Raw genomic sequence first — 20,524 nt, 5'->3', positions numbered from 1 at the left:
ATGTTCGTAGCAAAAAGCATTAAGTAAATCTAATAAATAACCGTTACTTATTTTTTATTCTACGTTCATTTGATTAGCACTACTACTTAATCACCAGAAAATACTCAGGGTCTTCCCCCAAGAAAACATCAGAAAAAACGATCGATATATCATGCTCGACGCTGACATTTATCGTGGCAAAAGCATCATTCTGGCGACACGATCCCACTCCCTCTCTTCCTCATAGAAAAATGGACTAGAGTTGAATGTCATCATTAAGAAACCGTAAACACTATCCCATTTTTTTACCGCAGGAGAATGCATGGAACTGCGCCATTTGCGCTACTACCAGGAAGTGTGTCGCACGCTGAGTTTTTCGCGGGCGGCGGAAAACCTTCACATCGCGCAGCCGCCGTTGAGCCGGCAGATCCAGCAGCTGGAATCACAGCTAAACGTCACACTCATCACCCGTACCCGCCCGCTGGCGCTGACCGAAGCCGGTGTTTATCTTTATCAGCAAATCGAGCCGCTCTTTAACCGACTGGAAGAGATCGCACAGCAAACCCGGCAGATTGCCCATGCGTCTCGCGCACGTTTAATTATCGGGTTTGCGCCTTCCATGCTTTACGGGGAGTTACCCTCGCTTATCCGGCGGCTGCACGATGAAAATGAGATTGCCGTTGAGATGCAGGAGATGGTTACGCTGCGGCAAATTGAGGCGCTGAAAAAGGGCCGGATTGACGTCGGCTTTGGTCGAATTTATCTGCATGATAGCGAGATTGAACAGTTAACGATCCGTGAAGAACCGCTGGTTGCCGCACTGCCGGGCAACCATATCCTGAACAGTAACCCGGTCAGTCTGGCCGAGTTGAGCCAGCAGCCGTTTATTCTCTATCCTGCACAACCGCGTCCAGGCTACGCGGATCACACGCTGCGCCTTTTTGAGCTACATCATCTGCGTGTCAACCCGAGCCAGCAGGCGAATGATATGCAAACCGCTATTGCTTTGGTTGCTGCTGGCATGGGCGTTGCACTGGTACCTGAATCGGCACGGCAAATTAACCATGAAGGCGTGTGCTATGTCGCCGTGAAGGAGCCTCGTGTCACCTCGCCCATCATCCTGAGCTATCGCAAACATGAGGCCAATCCACTGGTTGAACGCTGCAAAAATCTGCTGCGCCCCACGAGCGGTCAGTGAACCGCGACTTCATCCTGCGGACTCGTCGCCTGCACATAACGGCGACGCAGCAGCAGCAGGCTGGCAAAAGAGACCGCCAGCGGCACAATCAGCACCAGGAAGAATCCCCCCGTGCCTGCGCCGCTCAGCACAAGCCCGCCGATGGCTGATCCCACAATCGCGCCCATGCGCCCCATGCCAATCGCCCATCCCATCGCGGTGGCGCGAACGGCGGCGGGATAGGTGGCGACCACCAGATAATTTAACGCCAGCTGCTGTCCGCCGACGCCAAATCCGGCAAAGGCGATAAGCAGGAATGAGGCCAGCCAAAGCTGTTGAGGAATCGCCACGCTCAATGCCAGCGCAACCGCGATACCGACGGCAAACATCAGATAGAGGATTTTAAGCGTGTTGATACGCGGCAGGAACCACGACAAAGGTAGCGCGAAGGCAATAAACGCGGCATTGACCGTCACCGAGGCGTAGGGCGCATCGGCGGGCGCAAGGCCGGCCTGCTTGAGCAGCGTTGGCAACCACGATAGCAGCATAAACCACGCCACCCAGTTGAAGAAGTAGACGCTCCAGATGCCCATGGTGGTCAGGCGCAGAGACCCGCTGAACAGATGGCTAAGACGAGAAACAGGTCGCGCGGGAACGGCGGCATCCTGAGTTGAGGCATCAGGCAGTACCACTTCACGCCCGGCGATGCGGCTGAGAATGGCGTTGGCTTTTTTCAGCGAGCGCGCGCTGCGGCGAGCGTAAAGGGATTCCAGCGAATCGGGAAGCAGGAAGAAAATCACCACCAGCAACAACAGTGGTGCGACACCGCCGATCAGATAAATACTCTGCCATCCCCAACGCGGCAACATGTCTACCGCCAGCAGGCCGCCGGACATGGCGCCTGCGGGAAGCGCCAGCAGCACGCCGGTCGTGACCAGCCCGCGATGGCGATGCGGGGAATATTCCGCCGCCAGCGACAGTAACACCGGCGTCGCGCCGCCCATGCCAAACCCGGCAATGACGCGCAAAATGAAAATGGTATCAAGATGGGTGCTCCACGCGGTCAGCAGCGTGGCGACGGAGAAAATCAGCACGCAGACCATCAGCGTGATGCGTCGGCCGACTCTGTCGCCCAGCATACCCAGCAGCATCGCGCCCACCGTCATGCCCACAATACCCGCCGTCAGCACCGGCGCCAGATTTTTGACATCCACGCCAAAGGCATCAATCATCGCAGGCCCGGTAAAAGCCACCGCCTGCGTATCGAAACCGTCAAACAGCGCCACCAGAAAACAGATAGCGATAACCCGCCACTGCAACGCTGAGAAGCGGATATCAATCACGCTCTTGATCAGTTCATCGCCTGCTTTATGCATTTCCCCTTCCCCATCTGTGGTTCTTTATTTAGCAGAGGGAGAATCTATAAGTTATTTTTATATTGAAAACCAATACCTTATAAAGGAAGGAATGATACCTTTTAGGTATACAGCCGCCCGCCTGAGAAGGCGTGCAGCTACAACCGATGCAAGCGCTTCTCTTCCAGCAGCAGTTTGATCACAATACTGTCGAGATTGCGCCGCATGGGTTCACTGATGCGTTTGAACTGACAGGAGAGATGCCAGGCGGGGGCCGCATCATCCTCAGAGGCCGCCATTTTTTCGCTGCTCAACACAAAGAGATCCGCCACAAGGGTACCGTGGCTGCCAAAATCCAGCTCGATATTGCGCAGCGTGGTTCTGATTAGCGCCTGGGCGCGTTCACCATCTTCCGCAATCAGCGCGCAGCCACCCGGCGACAGATCTTTAATTCGAAACTGGTAATAGAGACCATCGTTAAATTTTCCCTGCGCGGTGTAAACACGACGATCGCTAAACGTTAAACGGGGATGCTTACGGCGTTGCGTCACATTAATGGCATCGGGATAGTGAATATAGAGCCAGTTTTCCCCCCCCGGGGCGTGAATCGCGGAAGCTGCGGCATGAAATTCGAATTTGCAGGTATCGGCAAAAATTTCGACCTCAAGATTTTCTTCCGTTTCCGGCGCATCACCCTCCCACGGAACGTAAAAACCGGACGCATCCAGTTTTTGTATTTTGCAAAACACGTCGGTATTTTTGCTATGAATATCAACCAGACATCCTTTTTTGAGGGCCTCGCGAATAATCGCCACGCTCTCAAACAAACCCTGCTTCACGTATGATTCGTCCATAATTCTCTGACCAGAGGAAACTGCGCTTAACCGCCCTGACAGGGTTAATGCAAGTATGCCAATAAGCTAACTGCTGAATAAGCAGATATCACTCAAACCTCAAATGGCTGAGTTCCATAAATATGCTGAGTTTTTGCAATAGTGCCTGGCGAGATCAATACAGAATACGTTTATCTGTACTCAATATGTGAATTAGCTGTTAAGTCGTAAATTTATTGTTTAAAAACACATATGCCGGAGTTAACGCTATATGCCTCTTTTTGCTAAAAAAGAGATCTGCGTTTTTCATTTATATGGCGGATGATCTTATCAGAATTGCTAACCTGTTCTTATTGCTTTTATCTATCAATGCATTCGGTTTAATTGATTAACACCGGTATATAATCAATTCTCATTTAGGATATGACTTAGCCTAACTTACGAATAATCCAGGGCTTTTCCGATAAGACATAAATACGAGTTCTAATCAACTGTTTCTGCCTATCAATAACAATCCATTAAAATATTAAAACAATCCTTGTAATCAAAGTGTTGCTGTAAATTTCATCGCACTCAACTTGCCTGCACTGGCTGGTTGCATGCCTGGCTGCACTGCATTCACTTTCAGTGCTGACTACTTATGTCGTTTTTCAAAAAAATACATGGAGTTAAAATGAATAAGAAATTGCTGCCGATTGCGGCTCTCATTATTTCCGCATCCGCAATGAATGCTTATGCAGTAAATGGTAAAGTCAATTTTACCGGTGAAATTATCGAATCCACCTGTACAGTGACCTCTGGCGACCAGAATAAAAACGTCTTCATTGGTAAATATCCTACCAGTGCATTTGCCACCAAAGGCGACGTCACCGCTTCTAAAGCCTTCACCATCAACCTGGAAAAATGCGAAGCGGGTGATTACTCCCTGCGTTTCGACGGCCCGTCAGTTGCGGGTAACCCAAACCTGCTGTCCGTTGACCAGGCAGGCGGCGTTGGTATCGAAATTCTGACTAACGACGAAAAAATCATCCCGATTAACCAGGATGCCGATGCCAGCTCCCCATGGGTTAACGTTGCCACCACTGGCGATGCCAGCGGTACCGCGACCTTCAACCTGAAAGCACGTTACAAATCCTTCCTGGATAAAGTGACGGCCGGTTCTGCAAACGCCAGCGCAACCTTCACCATCGAATACAAATAATTACGGATAACGGATGTTAGCCACGGATGGCTAATTAAATATAACTGGAACGGGTAAATGAAAAAAATAGTAGCAGCCTTATTACTGCTGGCGTCATTAGATGCATCTGCGGGTATCCAGGTCGATCAAACGCGTGTGATTTATAACGGCAATGAAAAATCCGCCGCGCTGTCCATTCATAACGATACGGATGAAACATGGATGGTTCAGACCTGGCTGGATACCGGAGATTCATCCGCCACGCCTAAGAATTTACCGATGCAGGCAATCCCGCCCATTTTAAAACTTGCGGGCAATAAAGACGCAATTTTGCGTTTCATTTACTCCGGCGCAGGTCTGCCGACTGATCGTGAAACCGTGTACTGGATTAACGTTCAGGAAATTCCCCCTGCGTCAAAGCAAGAGAACGTGCTGCAAATTGCCATTCGCACTCGCGTGAAACTTTTTTATCGCCCAACCACGCTGAAAACCACCCTGCAAAAAGAAGTGGAAGCGCTGAGCTGGCGTAAACAAGGTAATCAGCTGGTGGTCACCAATAACGGCCCGCTCCACATCACTTTTGGCACGCTGACGCTGAAAAATGGCGCCAGCAAAACCTGGAAAGTGAATGCCGATATGGTCAATCCGATGGACTCTATGCGCATCAACTTACCGGCGGGCGCATCTATCGCCGATCAGCTCTCTTTTACCTTTATTAATGATTTTGGCGGACACACGGAAATTAAAGACATCCGCCTACAATAAGGGACCAGCACAATGGCCAGCCATAAGATAAGGACAACACCAGGACGTCTGGCGCAGCGGATTCGTTGCGCCGTTTACGTATCAACAATGCCATTGTTGGCGACGCCGTTTGTTAACGCGGAAGAACAGTTCAATACCTCTTTTATCCACGGGGCCGACAATGCCTCGCTTGTGCAGAGTTTATCCAACAGCGATGATATCCTGCCGGGTCACTATCCCTTTGATATTTATCTGAACAAAATTCGCGTCGATCACCGCGACGTTGAATTTAAAAAAGATGGCCCCAATTCCCCTGGCTATTTTTGTTTAGATGCAGAGAGCTTCCGTCAATATGGCGTACTGGTGCCAGAAACGGCAGGAAGCAGCGCGTGTTACGATCTGGTCAAAGGGATCCCCGGCAGCAGCGTTAGCTGGAATGCGGCACTTCAGGAGCTGGATATTTCCGTGCCGCAAACCGAGCTTGAACCACGCCCGCAGGGGATGATTTCTCCCCTGGTGTATGACGATGGGATCAACGCCGCCTACTCCAACTACGCCTACAGCGGCAGCCATTCCCGCTACACCAGCAACGGTGCAAAGCGCGATAGCGATTACTCCTTCCTGACGCTGAATAACGGCATCAACATCGGCGCATGGCGTTTTCGCAACAACTCAACCGTCTCAAAAGAGAGCGGACAAAACGCGCAGTGGAACTCCGTGTCCAGTTGGGCGGAAACAGACATTGTACCGTGGCGTAGCCGCGTGCTGATTGGTCAGAGCAACACCAATAACAACGTTTTCGATAGCTTCCAGTTCCGTGGCGCGCAGCTTTCCAGCGTGCCGGAAATGCTGCCGGACAGCCGCCAGGGCTACGCGCCGGTAGTGCGCGGTGTCGCCAACAGTAACGCCCGCGTAGAAGTGCGCCAGAACGGCTATACGGTTTACAGCACCGTTGTACCGCCTGGGCCATTCGCGCTGACAGACATTCACCCCAGTACCCTGAGCGGTGACCTGGCCGTCACGGTCATTGAGGCCGATGGCACGCGCCATAACTTCACGCTTCCCTACTCTTCCGTGCCGAACATGCTGCGCGAAGGGATTTGGGAATATCAGGTGACCGCAGGGAAATATCACGACGGTACGACTGATTACGAACCGAACTTTATTCAGGGTACGATTTCTCACGGCGCGGGATGGGACATCACCCCGTACGGCGGGATGATCGTGGCGGAAAACTACCGCTCCGGCGTGCTGGGCATCGGTAAGAATATGGGCGAGTACGGCGCGGCGTCCGTCGATGCGTCGTGGTCTGACACCGATCTGGCCTCTGGCGACAGCAAACGCGGCGCCAGCATACGTTTCCTCTATTCGAAATCGCTGAACGCGCTGGGCACCGAATTACAAATTGCCGGTTATCGTTACTCCACCTCCGGCTTCTATGATTTCTCGGATGCGGTGACCGAACGCTCCAACTGGAAAAACGGTTTCTACCAGACGGAATATTACGATCAGGAAGGCGATAACAGCGGCGCTCCGTCATGGGCGACGCAGAGCCAGCGCCGTCGCTATTACGAATCGATGCGTTATAACAACAAACGCCAGCGTGTCGAGGTGACCGTCAACCAGCACGTGGCCGGGGCATCGTTGTATGCCACTTTCACCCGCCAGAACTACTGGAACACCTCGTCGTATGATCGCACCATCCAGACCGGGATCAACACCAGCTTCCATTCAGTGAACTACAGCCTGTTCTATCAAAGCAGCCGCAGTAACTATGGCTACAGCGATAACAGCGTGAACGTCAGCGTATCAATTCCGTTTAACATCTTTAGCCCGGATAACCAGACCGTCGCGTCCTTTAACGCCTCGCACAGCAAGCAGAGCGGCGATGGCTACAGCGCGGGCCTGAGCGGCACGCTGCTGGATGACCACCGCATGAACTACTTCGTCCAGAGCGGTCATTCCCAGTATGGCGGTGACACCAGCGTAGCGAACCTGGGTTACATGGGCAGCATGGGTAACGTGGCGCTGGGCTACAACTACAACAACAACTATCAACAGACGTCCCTCAACGTCTCTGGTGGCGTAGTGGCGCACTCCGGCGGCGTAACGCTGTCGCAGCCACTGCAAAATACCTTTGTGCTGGTGAAAGCGCCGGGCGCGCAAGGTGTGCGCCTGGAAAACCAGCCAGGGGTGGCAATCGACCGGTTTGGCTATGCGGTGTTGACCTCTGCAATGCCGTATCGCCACAACCGCGTCGCACTGCGTACTTCAGATATTGGTAATGGCATGGAAATTCCGCTGGCCGCCAAAGATATCGTACCGACACAGCGTGCCATTGGCCGCGTCGAGTTTGAAACGCATCTTGGCCACAGCCTGCTGATCCACGCCAAACTGGCGGACGGCTCTGCGCCAATGATTGGCGCCAATATCTTTAACCAGCAGGGCGTGAACGTTGGCGTCGTCGGCACGCGCGGCGAAGCCTATGTTGCCGGTATCGAAAGCGGTGAACGTCTGCGGGTGAAATGGGGCGACGACGACAGCGCGTCCTGCACCCTGGCGATACCTGAACTGCCTCCTGTCGACCGCGATCAACCCGGTGGTTACCAGGTTGTCTCTCTCACCTGTAACCGGAACTAAAGGATATTTACTATGCGGATTTTTACCCCCACGCCGCGCGCCGGGCTTCTTTTGCTGATTTTGTCCGCCGCGCTGTTCTCCACCAGCAGCTATGCGCTGACCTGTAAACGTACCAATGGCGGAGATCCTCTGAATCAGACGATCACGCTCGATCACCAGATTAACGTTTCTACCGCCAACCTGGCACCGAAGACGGTGTTGTGGCGTTCACAGACGTTTACATCGACCTTCAAGTGCTCCGACACCAATAACTTTCCTGAAGGGGAAAACGCCTATTTGTGGTGGGACCCCTCTTCTCAGATGTCGTCGATCGATAAATCGCTTGAAGTGGGTGTGACCTATATGGGGATGGATAATAAACCCGCGCCAAACGCCAACAGCAAAATTGGCCCAGGGACAGTCTGTAACGGCAGGCCAGGCCGATGTACTCCTCCGGCATTGCCGCAAACCATCACTATTAGCTATTCCATCTATATCAAAGCGACGGGGAATCCGCCGCCATCAACAGGCATTATTACGGATAATGGCCCCTATGCACTGTTTCAGGTCGATGGCGTGGGCGGCTTAAACAACCAACCGAACAGTAACTTCCGTGCCTATGTTTCCGGGCTTGGCAATATCAGGTTCATCTCCTGTAGCCCAAAAATTACCGTCTCTGCCAACAATGGCGAAACGGTAAACTTTGGCGCTATTCCGGCGCGTAATGCGGTCGTCGGCAAGATTGAAAAGCAGGTGCCGTTCAGCATTCGCGCCGACCTGACCGGCCAGGGGCAGGATTGCGAAAAACAGACGCTGATGGCGAACTTCAGCACCACCTACCCGACGCAGGATAATCAGTTGATTCTGCCGGAACAGAACAGCGGTTTCGGGATTTTGCTTTCCCGCGCCGACTCGCCGAACACCTGGCTTAGCATGAACACGCCAACAGAACTGGGCTATGTGAACGGCAGCGTTGTCGAAAGTAATTTCCTCGCCAGCCTGAAATGGCTCAGCGCAACGCCGAAAGTGGGCAAATTCAACGCGTCAGCTAATATTGACGTGACCTTTAAATAACACGAGGACACTCTACGAAAATGTCGCTGACCTCCGCCGAGCCAACCGGACTGCGCTATGTTTTTCAGCCCATGTTCGACCGTGCAGGCAAAATGATTGCCGTTGAGTGCTTAACCCGGTTTACGCAGGAACCGGGAAGCGCGGCCATCACCGTAGAACAGTTTTTTAGCGACGCGTCCGATGAGCTTCGCGCGCGCATTTTGCAGGAGCAAATTGCGCTGGTGAAAAGCTATCAGTGGTGGTTTCAGCAAAATGACGTGATGGTCACGATTAATGTCGACGAGGCCACACTGCATACGCTGAACGATGACTTTATTGCCGATTGCGTAAAAACCATCGGCTGCCTGCATTTCGAGGTGAGCGAGTTTTCCAGTACCCTGGTCAAACGCAATCCGGCCATCGAGGCGCTGGGCGATAAATATTCGTTCTGGCTGGATGACTTTGGCGCGGGCTATGCCGGGTTTGGCGCACTGGCGATGCAGTCTTTCCGTTTTATTAAAATGGATAAAAATCTGCTGTGGAATCTGCGTGAAAAGAAAAACGGGCAGCAGTTGATGGCCTCGCTGCTGCACTACTTCAGCGCCAACCATTATCAGGTGATCGTTGAAGGGATTGAAACACAGGAGCATCTGACCTGGCTTGATAACATGCCGTGGTTTGCGCTACAGGGATTGCTGTGGCAAGAGCAGAGTATCGAAGCCCTGACCGCTGGCCAATCCAACGCCAATTCTCTCCCCCGCCAGACCCATCACTAATTTCATGCGTTTTTTGACGTTAAACAATCTCATGCGGTAAAGCGTTTTGCTTTATCGCTTGATTTTACAAATAATCAAAAAACAATTAACATTAATATAATGCATCAGCTATCATACATATTAAATAGCGACAACTTTTCTTCAGATAATTCCCTCCCGGCTTTTAAAATGATGGATAAAAAATTTTTATAACTCAGTCAAAAAATTTAAATATCATATCGACAATATTTTTTTTCGCCTCTTAACAATAGTTATCCTCAATCAATCCAGACATCCTGTGAAAATATTCGGCGTTGACTCGTAAAATTCCTAATCCATTGAGAGGAGAAATTGACTCTATATTCTTTTTTGCGCTTACAGTTACATTAATCATAACCTTTCACACAACTTGTCACAGTTTGACAAAATGTGACGCACAGACAATAGTTATTCCATCCCGATAGCCTCGGATAAGTCTGAGGCTATTTCTATGGTATGGAGCCAGCAATGTTTAATAATAAAACCAAACGAATCAGCCAGGCAGTGGCGTTATCGCTTGCCCTGTGTGGCGTCAGCTATGCCGCAACCACGAGTCATGCATCATCGGCAAAACATCCGGAAGTTCAGGCCAATGAGCCGTTTTCCGCACACGTTCTGATCAGCGGCCTGGATGCGCCGTGGGATATGGTGTGGGGCCCGGATGGTTATTTGTGGGTGACCGAACGTAAAGCCGCTTCTATCGATCGCATCGACCCGAAAACCGGCGAGAAAAAAGTCGCTATCACGCTGAGCGGCGTCCATACCGGCCCGCAACACGAAGGTGTGCTGGGTCTGGCATTATCGCCAAACTTTATGAAAGCGGGTGGCGATAATTATGTTTATACCGCTTATACCTATATGAACGGTAATGAAGAACATGCCAAAATTGTTCGTCTGGAATATGACGAAAAAACCCAAAAACTGGGTAACGAAAAAGAAATCCTGGCCGGTTTCCCGGCGGGGAATGACCACAATGGTGGGCGTCTGCGCTTTGGGCCGGATGGTAAACTCTATTACACCATCGGTGAGCAAGGGCATAACCAGGGCGCGAATTTCTGCAAACCTATTGATGCACAGCGAATTCCAACTGAGGATGAGCTGAAAAATAAAAATTACGCCGCTTATGCCGGTAAAGTGCTGCGTCTGAATATCGACGGCTCCATTCCGGAAGATAACCCAACCATTCACGGCATTAAAAGCCACCTGTTCACTTACGGCCACCGTAACCCGCAGGGGCTGGTCTTTGTCGGCGATACCCTTTACGCCTCTGAACAAGGCCCCTCTTCTGACGATGAGCTGAATATTCTGGAAGCGGGCGGAAACTACGGTTGGCCGCACGTAGCAGGCTTCCAGGACGATCAGGCTTACGTTTATGCAAACTACTCGAAAGCTGAAAACTGCCCGTCGCTGACATGGGACCCGAACCACATCCCGGCAGGCGTACCGGTGCAGAAAGAGACTGAATGGAAAGCTGCTGACTTTAAAGCGCCAATCAAAACCTTCTTCACCGTCAAAGAGGGCTACACCTATAACGACGCCAGCTGCAGCGCGGATTCTGCGTACATTTGTTGGCCGACTATTGCACCGTCAAGCGTAGCGTACTACCCGGCCGATGGCGTCATCAAAAGCTGGCGTAACTCCATCATCGTCAGTTCGATGAAAAATGGCGCGCTCTATCGTGTTCTGCTGAACGCCGATAAGAAAAACGTGCAGGGTGACGTGGCGAAATACTTCCACACCGCCAACCGCTACCGCATGGTGGTGGTCAGCCCGGATACGCGTAAAATCTTCGTTGCCACCGATAACTTCGGCAACGTGATGGATGAGTCTAACCATCCGACGCACAACCTGAGCAACCCGGGTTCGATTATCGTCTTCGAATACACCGGTAAATAATGCACTTGCAGGCGGGTCTATTGGCCCGCCTGATTTTTTTCCCTTTCCTATAAAAAACACACCGATGAAATTAACTCTGCCCCTCTCCGGGCTGGCGGCCACCTTTGTGCTGTCTCCGGTTTCATACGTTTATGCGCAGGACGCCGCAACAGGTGATGGTGAGCAAACCATGATCGTCAGCGCAGCGCCCCATTCCGGCCTCTCCGCGTTAGATACGCCTGCTGCCGTCTCCGTCAATTACGGTGACGATATCCGTCACGCTGCACCGCGAATTAACCTTTCAGAAGGGCTGGCCGATGTGCCGGGCCTGCAAATTCAAAACCGACAGAACTTCGCCCAGGATTTACAGATGTCGATTCGCGGTTTCGGCGCGCGCTCGACCTTTGGTATTCGAGGCCTTCGGCTGTACGTGGACGGCATTCCTGCGACCATGCCGGATGGTCAGGGGCAGCTCTCCAATATTGATGTTGGCTCGATTGACCGTATCGACGTGCTGCGCGGGCCATTCTCCGCGCTTTATGGCAACGCTTCCGGCGGCGTGGTGAACGTGGAAACAGAAACGGGCCGCCAGCCGACGACGATTGAAAGCAGCAACTATTACGGCAGCTTCGGTACCTGGCGTACCGGGTTAAAAGCCACGGGTGCAGTGGGCGATGGCACGCAGAAAGGCGATGTGAACTACACCGTCTCCAGCAGTCGCTTCTCTACACACGGTTTTCGCGACAACAGCGCCGCACACAAAAACCTGCTCAATGCCAAACTGGGCGTGAAGGTCAACGACACCGGCAGCCTGACATTGCAGCTCAACAGCGTGGATATCACCGCGGACGATCCGGGTGGTTTAACCCGCAAAGAGTGGAAAGATAACTCGGCGCAAGCGCCGCGCGGCGAAGAGTATCGCATGCGCAAAACCGTCAAGCAGACACAGGCTGGGCTGCGCTATCAACAAGGATTGGGCGAGCACGACGACCTGAGCGTGATGACCTGGGCCGGTATCCGTGAAACCGTGCAGTACCAGTCTATTCCTTACTTTGTGCAGCAGCGCAGCGACACGCATCCGGGCGGCGTGATTGATTTAACGCGTCGCTACCAGGGCATTGATACCCGCTGGACGCACCACGAAGAGAGCGGCTTCCTGCCCTACTCTATCACCACGGGCCTCGACTACGAGACAATGACCGAGCAGCGCAAAGGGTATGAAAACTTTGTCTATCAGGACGGTCATTACGATCTGGGGACGAAGGGCGACATGCGTCGCAACGAACGTAACCTGATGTGGAACCTCGACCCGTACATTCAGACCAACTGGCAGCTTACCTCTGCCCTGAGTCTCGATGCGGGAGTACGTTACAGCTCGGTATGGTTTGATTCCAATGACCATTATGTGGTGGGTAAAAATGGCGACGACAGCGGCGAAGCAAGCTATCACAAATGGCTTCCGGCGGCCGCGCTGAAATATGCCATGACGCCGACGTGGAACGTTTATCTCTCCGCCGGGCGTGGCTTCGAAACGCCGACGATTAATGAACTGTCGTATCGCCCTGATGGGCAATCCGGCCTGAACTTTGGCTTACAGCCAGCGACGAATACCACCGTTGAAGCAGGCAGCAAGTGGCAGGTTGGCACCGGGCTTGCCAGCCTTTCCGTCTTTAACACCGATACGAAGGATGAGATTGTGGTAGCCGCCAGCGACAACGGGCGTACCTCCTATCAAAATGCCGGGAAAACACGCCGTCGCGGCGTAGAACTAGCGTGGGATCAGCAGTTCGCTACCGCATGGCGCGCCAAACTCGCCTGGACGTGGCTGGATGCAACCTATCGCGAAGACGCCAGCAGCACGATCCAAAGCGGCAACCGTATTCCAGGTATTGCCCGCAACAGCGCTTACGCCTCATTGGGCTGGGTGCCGGAAGAAGGCTGGTATGCAGGCGCGGAAATGCGCTACATGAGCGACATTCAGGCCAACGACGCGAATACCGAACAGGCTCCGGCGTACACGGTCACGGCGCTGAACAGCGGCTATAAGTTCGTGGCGGATAACTGGGTGGTGGATGTGTATACCCGCGTCGATAACCTGTTTGATAAAGAGTATGTGGGTTCGGTTATCGTCAACGAAAGCAACGGGCGTTATTACGAACCGGCTCCGGGACGCAATTATGGCGTAGGGTTGTCGGTGAGTTATATGTTTGATGCGATGTAGGTGAGGGGCGAGGGGGAAGCAAGCGCGCATTCCCCCAAATTCCCCCCAATCTCTCTTTTCCGTAAAAAAAAGCTTGATACAAATTAACACATATTGATAATGCTTCTCGTTATCGACTTAGTTATCATTTTCATAACGGAACGCGCCTGGTATGAATAACACAGCAGAAGACCGGACAAAGCACAGCGCCTCGCCGTACCCTTCGCACGAGAAGCGCTTGATTAGCAGCAAATTGTTGCTCGGCGACGAGGGTTCGGTGCTGATTGAGCACAATGGCCAACATTATCAGCTTCGCCAGACGCAATCCGGCAAATTGATCCTGACTAAATAAATCATCCTATTTCGCCAGCCACCCAGGTGACGCCCAGGCAGCCAGCAATTTTTCATTTTCCTTATGGAGAGTTGTTATGCTACGCCCGCAATCCGCCCCGCTGCGCCCGACGCTGCTGGCCCTGACCATCGCCGGCATTCTGCCCGGTACTGCCCTCGCCGCCGATACCATGACCGTAACCGCCACCGGTAACGCCCGCAGCGCATTTGAAGCGCCCATGATGGTCAGCGTCATCGATACCACCGAACCTGAAAATCAAACCGCCAGTTCCGCGGCTGACCTGCTGCGCACCGTGCCGGGCATTACGCTTGACGGCACAGGCCGCACCAACGGTCAGGACGTCAACATGCGCGGCTACGATCGTCGCGGCGTACTGATTCTGGTGGATGGCGTGCGCCAGGGCACCGATACCGGGCACCTCAACAGCACCTTTCTTGATCCGGCGCTGATCAAGCGAATCGAAGTGGTACGCGGCCCGTCGGCGCTGCTGTACGGCAGCGGCGCGCTGGGTGGGGTCATTTCATACGATACGGTAGACGCTAAAGATCTGCTGCGCGATGGTCAGAACAGCGGCTTCCGCGTCTTTGGCTCCGGGGCGACGGGCGATCACAGCATCGGTATGGGCGCAAGCGCCTTTGGCCGCACGGATACGCTTGATGGCATCGTCTCCTGGTCGAGCCGCGATCGTGGCGATCTGCGCCAGGGCGATGGTTCAACGGCGCCAAACGATGAGTCGATCAACAACATGCTGGCGAAAGGAAGCTGGAAAATCGACGATGCGCAGACGTTGGGTGGCTCATTCCGCTACTACAACAACAAAGCGCAGGAGCCGAAAAACCCGCAAACTATCGAAGCCTCCACCAGCAGCAACCCGATGGTCGATCGTTCCACCATTCAGCGCGATGCGCAGCTCACCTATAAACTCGCGCCGCAGGGCAATGACTGGCTGAACGCTGACGCCAGAATCTACTGGTCGGAAGCACGCATTAACGCGCAAAACATCGATAACACCGGCGAATTCCGCAAGCAAACCACTAAAGGCGGCAAAGTCGAAAACCGCAGCCGTCTGTTCAGCGACTCCTTCGCCTCTCACCTGCTGACCTGGGGCGGTGAATATTATCGTCAGGAGCAGGAACCCGGCGGCGTTACCACCGGTTTCCCGGAAGCGAAAATCGATTTCAGCTCCGGCTGGATCCAGGACGAAATCACCCTTCGCGATCTGCCTGTTACCCTGCTTGGCGGCACGCGTTATGACAACTATCGCGGCAGCAGCGACGGTTACGACGACGTGGATGCCGATAAATGGTCTTCCCGCGCCGGGATGACCGTTAACCCAACCGACTGGCTGATGCTGTTCGGCTCTTACGCGCAGGCCTTCCGCGCGCCAACAATGGGCGAGATGTACAACGACTCGAAGCACTTCTCCATCGGTAGCTTCTACACTAACTACTGGGTACCGAACCCGAACCTGCGTCCGGAAACAAACGAAACGCAGGAGTACGGTTTTGGTTTGCGCTTCGACGACCTGATGCTGGCCAACGATTCCCTCGAATTCAAAGCCAGCTACTTTGATACCAAAGCGAAGGATTACATCTCCACGGCGGTCGATTTCGCGGCAGCAACGACGATGTCCTATAACGTGCCGAACGCCAAAATCTGGGGCTGGGACGTGATGACCAAATATAGCGCGGACCTGTTCAGCCTCGACGTGGCCTACAACCGCACGCGCGGGAAAGACACCGATACCGGGGAGTATATCTCCAGCATCAACCCGGACACGGTCACCAGCAAGCTGAATATTCCGGTGGCGCACAGCGGCTTCTCGGTCGGCTGGATTGGGACGTTTGCCGATCGCTCCACCCACGTCAGCAGCAGCTACAGCAAGCAGCCGGGCTATGCGGTTAACGACTTCTACGTCAGTTATGAGGGCCAGCAACAGCTGAAAGGCGTCACCACCACCCTGGTGCTGGGTAACGCCTTCGATAAAGAGTACTGGTCGCCGCAGGGAATTCCGCAGGACGGGCGCAACGGGAAAATTTTCGTAAGTTATCAGTGGTAACGACATCGCCCCGCTTCGCCGGGGCTTCATCTGGAAGGAAGAGACAATGAATCACTACACACGCTGGCTTGAGCTAAAAGAACAAAACCCAGGTAAGTACGCGCGTGACATCGCAGCATTAATGAATATCAGCGAGGCAGAGTTAACCTTTGCCCGTGTGGGCTATGACGCGGTGCGTCTTGCCAGCGACGTGCGCGACATCCTTGCCGCGCTGGAAACCGTTGGCGAAACCAAGTGCATCTGCCGTAACGAATATGCGGTGCACGAGCAGGTTGGCGAATTCACTAACCAGCACCTGAGCGGCCATGCGGGGCTGATCCTCAACCCACGCGCGCTTGACCTGCGCCTGTTCCTGCACCAGTGGGCCAGCGTTTTCCACATCAAAGAGATGACCGCGCGCGGCGAACGCCAGAGCATTCAGTTCTTTGACCATCAGGGCGATGCGCTACTGAAAGTCTACGCCACCGAGCGCACCGACATGACCGCATGGGCCGATGTGCTGGCGCGCTTTATCATTAGCGACAATACAACCCTGGTGCTGAAACCTGCTGAAGAAGCCGCCAGCGAAAGCCACGCCGACGCCGCAACCGTTGATAGCGAATGGCGTGCGATGACCGATGTGCATCAGTTCTTCACCCTGCTGAAGCGCCACAACCTGACGCGTCAGCAGGCATTTTCGCTGGTCGGCGACGATCTTGCCTGCAAAGTGCCTAACAGCGCGCTGGCACAGATTCTCGATAGCGCTCGTCAGGACGCCAATGAAATTATGGTGTTTGTCGGCAACCGTGGCTGCGTGCAAATCTTCACCGGCGTGGTGGAAAAAGTGGTGCCGATGAAAGGCTGGCTGAACATTTTCAACCCGGCGTTCACGCTGCATCTGCTGGAAGATCATATTGCCGAAAGCTGGGTCACCCGCAAACCGACCGCTGACGGCCACGTCACCAGCCTGGAAATTTTCGCCCACGACGGCACGCAGATTGCCCAGCTTTACGGTCAGCGTACCGAAGGCCAGCCGGAACAGACCCAGTGGCGCAAACAGATTGATGCCCTCACGGCGGAAGGGCTGGCAGCATGAAAAAATGGCTCGCCCTGCTGGTCGCCCTGCCCGTCGCGGCGCTGGCAGCTTCGCAGGAGAAGATCGTCGCCCTGGGCGGCGACGTGACCGAGATTGTTTACGCACTCGGGGCGCAGTCTTCGCTTGTCGCGCGTGACAGCACCAGCCAATGGCCGCCGGAAGCGGCCAAACTGCCGGATGTGGGTTATCTTCGTCAGCTCAATGCGGAAGGTATTCTGGCGATGCGCCCAACGCAGGTGCTCGCCAGCCAGCAGGCGCAACCGTCGCTGGTGCTCAAACAGCTGGAGCAGAATAAGGTGCCGGTGATCAGCGTGCCGAGCCGTAACGACCTCAGCGTGATTGATGAAAAAGTGCAGGTCATCGCCAAAGCCACGCACCGTGAAGCGGAAGGCGAAACGCTGCGCAATAGCGTGCGTCAGGCTATTGCCGCGCTGCCCACCACGCCGCTCGATAAAAAAGTGCTGTTTATTCTCAACCATGGCGGCATGAACGCAATGGCCGCCGGGCAGCAGACGGCGGCAGATGCGGCCATTCGCGCTGCCGGGTTAAAGAATGCGATGCAGGGTTTTGCCCGCTATCAGCCGCTGTCGCAGGAAGGCGTGATCGCAAGCCAGGCCGATCTGGTGGTGATCCCCGCCGACGGTTTAGCGGCGATTGGCGGCGAAGCGAATCTGTGGAAGCTGCCGGGGCTGGCGCAAACGCCCGCCGGGAAGCACAAACAGGTTCTGCCGGTAGACGATATGGCACTGCTCGGGTTTAGCGTACGTACGCCGCAGGCGATTCAGCAGTTGCGTGCCAAAGCGGAGTCGCTGCCCTGATGTCACGGCGGATCACCCTCTCCCTCATTACGCTGGCGCTGCTGCTGGCGGTGGGGACGCTGGCGGCAAGCGGTTTTGGCGCGTTGCGCCTGCCTCTCAGCCTGCTGTGGAATAACAGCGATGACGCGCTGCGGCAAATCTGGTTCACCATTCGCCTGCCGCGCGTACTGCTGGCGCTGGTTGTCGGCGGCTCGCTGGCGCTGGCGGGCTGCGTGATGCAGGGGCTGTTCCGCAATCCGCTGGCCGATCCGGGGCTGCTCGGTATCAGTAGCGGCGCGGCGCTGGCGGTGGCGTTGTGGGTGGTATTACCGCTGACGCTGCCGCCGCTGATCATGCTTTACGCCCCCATGTTAGCGGCCTTTTTCGGCGCGCTGGCGGCAACGGTGGTTATCTTCCTGCTGAGTCGCCAGCGCGACAGTTCGCTGTCGCGCTTGTTGTTAGTCGGCATCGCCATTAACGCCCTGTGCGGTGCGGCGGTGGGCGTGCTGTCGTGGGTGAGCAACGATGCGCAGCTGCGCCAGCTCTCGCTATGGGGCATGGGCAGCCTGGGGCAGGCACAGTGGTCAACGCTGCTGACCGTTGCCTCCCTGATGGTGCCCACCGTGTTTGTTATCTGGCGTCTCGCCGCTGCGCTGAATCTGCTCCAGCTCGGTGAGGAAGAGGCACACTATCTCGGCGTGGACGTGCAATCGGTTCAACGACTGTTGCTGGTATGCAGCGCCCTGCTGGTTGCCGCCGCCGTGGCGGTGAGCGGTGTGATTGGCTTTATCGGCCTGGTGGTGCCGCACTTAATCCGCATGTGGCTGGGTGCCGATCACCGTGCTGTTATCCCCGGTTCGGTTCTCGCGGGCGCGTTACTGCTGCTGATCGCCGATACTTTTGCCCGCACGCTGGTGGCACCTGCGGAGATGCCGGTCGGCCTGCTGACCAGCATTCTTGGCGCACCGTGGTTTCTTTGGCTGATTTTCCGTCGTGGAGGGCAACATGGCTGATTCACTGAGCGTAAAAAATCTCCACTACCGCGTGGCAAACCGGTTGATCATCCGTGATGTGTCACTCAGCCTTGAACGCGGTGAACTGTTGACGCTCATCGGCCCCAACGGCGCGGGGAAATCGACGCTGCTGCGCTTACTGACCGGTTATCTTGCGCCCGCTGGCGGCGAGCGCTGGCTGGCGGGAAAAACGCTGGAAAGCTGGGAGGCCAACACGCTATCCCGCCAGCGCGCGGTGATGCTTCAGCAAACGCAGATGGGCTTCGATTGGCCGGTTGAAGCGGTGATTGGCATGGGGCGCATGCCGTGGACACCGCAGCCGGAAAACACCGTGATTCAGCAGGTAATGCAGCTAACCGAATGTCTGCCGCTGGCGGGCCGGCGTTATGCCTCGCTCTCCGGCGGTGAGCAGCAGCGCGTACAGCTGGCACGAGCGCTCGCGCAGCTGTGGTGTGAGGGTTCGCCGCGCGGCTGGCTGTTTTTGGATGAGCCCACCTCGGCGCTGGATCTGTTCCATCAACAGCATCTGCTGCGGTTGTTAAAACGGCTGACCCGGCAAGGGGAGCTGCACGTGTGCGTGGTGCTGCATGATTTAAACCTTGCCGCGCTGTGGGCAGACAGAATTGTGCTGCTGTATGACGGAATGATTGTTTCGCAGGGCTCGCCTGATGAGGTGTTACAGGCGGAGACGCTGGCGCGCTGGTACGGCGCCGAGGTCCAGGTACGGACGCATCCCGAATGCGATGCGCCGCAGGTGTTTTTAGCCCGGTGACATTGCCGGGAGGCGCTGCGCTTGCCCGGCCTACAAATTCACGTAAATTCAATATATCGCGAAAAACACGTAGGCCTGATAAGCGAAGCGCCATCAGGCAAAAATGAGAAGGGAGCCGAATGGCTCCCTTCTGTACTTCCGGCCTTACCAGCCGTATTTCACCCCCAGCATCCCCTGGGTGTCGCTGTAACCCTTGTCGCCCATCTGCACGCCCACGTTGCCCCACACGCTCAGGTTTTGGCTCAGCTTGCCTTCCACACCCGTGCGCACTTCGCCCAGGTTGCGCGAGCCGTCGCGGCTGACGCGTACCCCGTCCATCCGCACGCCGTAGGTTTCACTGTTGTAAATCCAGTTCGCTTCCACGTACGGCTGGAACTCGCGACCCTTCCCTTCATCCAGCTTGTGATGGCTGTTGAGGAAGGTCTTCACGCCCAGACGCGTCTGCACGTTGCCGTCGCCTTCGCTGCGGATGCGCGTGCCGTCATGACGGGTGTGCGCATCATCCTTCACCCCCATCCATGTCACCTGCGCCTGCGGCTGTACGTACCAGCTGTTCAGCGTACCCGCGCTGCCGCTGAACTCGCCCGCCTTCAGCGTATAGCCCGCTTCCAGCGAGGCCGTCAGCCCCTTCGACCGGTAGTCGTCGC

General features: G+C 54.9%; 17 protein-coding genes. 14 read left to right on the top strand and 3 right to left on the bottom strand.

What is annotated here, in order from left to right; all coding sequences use genetic code 11:
• Positions 1–301 precede the first annotated feature (301 nt).
• Complete coding sequence (locus ACWWFX_RS09480; RefSeq protein ID WP_473223679.1) at positions 302–1,177, top strand: LysR family transcriptional regulator; 876 nt, start codon at positions 302–304, stop codon at positions 1,175–1,177.
• Here the strand turns inward: ACWWFX_RS09480 and ACWWFX_RS09475 are convergent.
• Positions 1,171–2,532, bottom strand: a complete 1,362-nt coding sequence (locus tag ACWWFX_RS09475) for an MFS transporter (RefSeq protein WP_473223678.1) — start codon at positions 2,530–2,532, stop codon at positions 1,171–1,173. The two genes, ACWWFX_RS09480 and ACWWFX_RS09475, sit on opposite strands and share 7 nt — an antisense overlap.
• A gap of 137 nt (positions 2,533–2,669) precedes the next feature.
• Positions 2,670–3,365, bottom strand: coding sequence for a flagellar brake protein (locus ACWWFX_RS09470; RefSeq protein WP_473223677.1), 696 nt, complete (start codon positions 3,363–3,365; stop codon positions 2,670–2,672).
• Between the two features lie 652 nt (positions 3,366–4,017).
• On the opposite strand from ACWWFX_RS09470, the gene ACWWFX_RS09465 reads away from it, so the two are divergent.
• The 13 genes from ACWWFX_RS09465 (at position 4,018) to ACWWFX_RS09405 (ending at position 19,877) form a co-directional block, all read left to right on the top strand.
• Positions 4,018–4,545 carry a fimbrial protein gene (locus tag ACWWFX_RS09465; RefSeq protein WP_456147233.1) on the top strand — a complete coding sequence of 176 codons (528 nt, stop codon included), beginning with the start codon at positions 4,018–4,020 and terminating at the stop codon, positions 4,543–4,545.
• 57 nt (positions 4,546–4,602) lie between these two features.
• The gene (locus ACWWFX_RS09460) at positions 4,603–5,289 is read left to right on the top strand and encodes a fimbrial biogenesis chaperone (protein ID WP_149463567.1); all 687 of its coding nucleotides are present in this window, start codon (positions 4,603–4,605) and stop codon (positions 5,287–5,289) included.
• A 12-nt stretch (positions 5,290–5,301) separates the two neighbouring features.
• The gene (locus ACWWFX_RS09455; protein WP_473223676.1) at positions 5,302–7,908 is read left to right on the top strand and encodes a fimbria/pilus outer membrane usher protein; all 2,607 of its coding nucleotides are present in this window, start codon (positions 5,302–5,304) and stop codon (positions 7,906–7,908) included.
• Between the two features lie 12 nt (positions 7,909–7,920).
• The gene (locus ACWWFX_RS09450) at positions 7,921–8,961 is read left to right on the top strand and encodes a fimbrial protein (protein WP_473223675.1); all 1,041 of its coding nucleotides are present in this window, start codon (positions 7,921–7,923) and stop codon (positions 8,959–8,961) included.
• A 20-nt stretch (positions 8,962–8,981) separates the two neighbouring features.
• Positions 8,982–9,716: an EAL domain-containing protein gene (locus tag ACWWFX_RS09445; RefSeq protein ID WP_276222697.1), complete on the top strand. Its 735-nt coding sequence runs from the start codon at positions 8,982–8,984 to the stop codon at positions 9,714–9,716.
• A 486-nt stretch (positions 9,717–10,202) separates the two neighbouring features.
• Positions 10,203–11,630 carry a glucose/sorbosone family PQQ-dependent dehydrogenase gene (locus ACWWFX_RS09440; RefSeq protein WP_473223674.1) on the top strand — a complete coding sequence of 476 codons (1,428 nt, stop codon included), beginning with the start codon at positions 10,203–10,205 and terminating at the stop codon, positions 11,628–11,630.
• A 64-nt stretch (positions 11,631–11,694) separates the two neighbouring features.
• Complete coding sequence (gene pqqU / locus ACWWFX_RS09435; protein WP_473223673.1) at positions 11,695–13,830, top strand: TonB-dependent receptor PqqU; 2,136 nt, start codon at positions 11,695–11,697, stop codon at positions 13,828–13,830.
• 151 nt (positions 13,831–13,981) lie between these two features.
• Positions 13,982–14,161 (top strand): hemin uptake protein HemP, encoded by a 180-nt coding sequence (gene hemP, locus ACWWFX_RS09430; protein WP_276222702.1) that lies wholly within the window; start codon positions 13,982–13,984, stop codon positions 14,159–14,161.
• Between the two features lie 76 nt (positions 14,162–14,237).
• Positions 14,238–16,220: a TonB-dependent hemoglobin/transferrin/lactoferrin family receptor gene (locus ACWWFX_RS09425; RefSeq protein WP_473223672.1), complete on the top strand. Its 1,983-nt coding sequence runs from the start codon at positions 14,238–14,240 to the stop codon at positions 16,218–16,220.
• A gap of 46 nt (positions 16,221–16,266) precedes the next feature.
• On the top strand, positions 16,267–17,295 hold the full coding sequence (gene chuS / locus ACWWFX_RS09420) for a hematinate-forming heme oxygenase ChuS (RefSeq protein WP_473223670.1): 1,029 nt from the start codon (positions 16,267–16,269) through the stop codon (positions 17,293–17,295).
• Positions 17,292–18,113, top strand: coding sequence for a heme/hemin ABC transporter substrate-binding protein (locus tag ACWWFX_RS09415; protein WP_473223669.1), 822 nt, complete (start codon positions 17,292–17,294; stop codon positions 18,111–18,113). Before chuS ends, ACWWFX_RS09415 begins: the two co-directional genes overlap by 4 nt.
• Positions 18,113–19,105, top strand: coding sequence for a FecCD family ABC transporter permease (locus ACWWFX_RS09410; protein WP_276222710.1), 993 nt, complete (start codon positions 18,113–18,115; stop codon positions 19,103–19,105). The genes ACWWFX_RS09415 and ACWWFX_RS09410 overlap by 1 nt, the downstream gene beginning before the upstream one ends.
• Positions 19,086–19,877 carry a heme ABC transporter ATP-binding protein gene (locus tag ACWWFX_RS09405; RefSeq protein WP_473223668.1) on the top strand — a complete coding sequence of 264 codons (792 nt, stop codon included), beginning with the start codon at positions 19,086–19,088 and terminating at the stop codon, positions 19,875–19,877. Before ACWWFX_RS09410 ends, ACWWFX_RS09405 begins: the two co-directional genes overlap by 20 nt.
• A 144-nt stretch (positions 19,878–20,021) precedes the next feature.
• On the opposite strand, the gene ACWWFX_RS09400 is transcribed toward ACWWFX_RS09405, so the two are convergent.
• A partial coding sequence (locus ACWWFX_RS09400; protein WP_473223667.1) for an autotransporter outer membrane beta-barrel domain-containing protein occupies positions 20,022–20,524 on the bottom strand: 503 nt, incomplete at its 5' end.

The organism is Pseudocitrobacter sp. 2023LY-00077, assembly GCF_055796175.1.
This window is presented reverse-complemented; position numbering and strand designations above follow the sequence as displayed.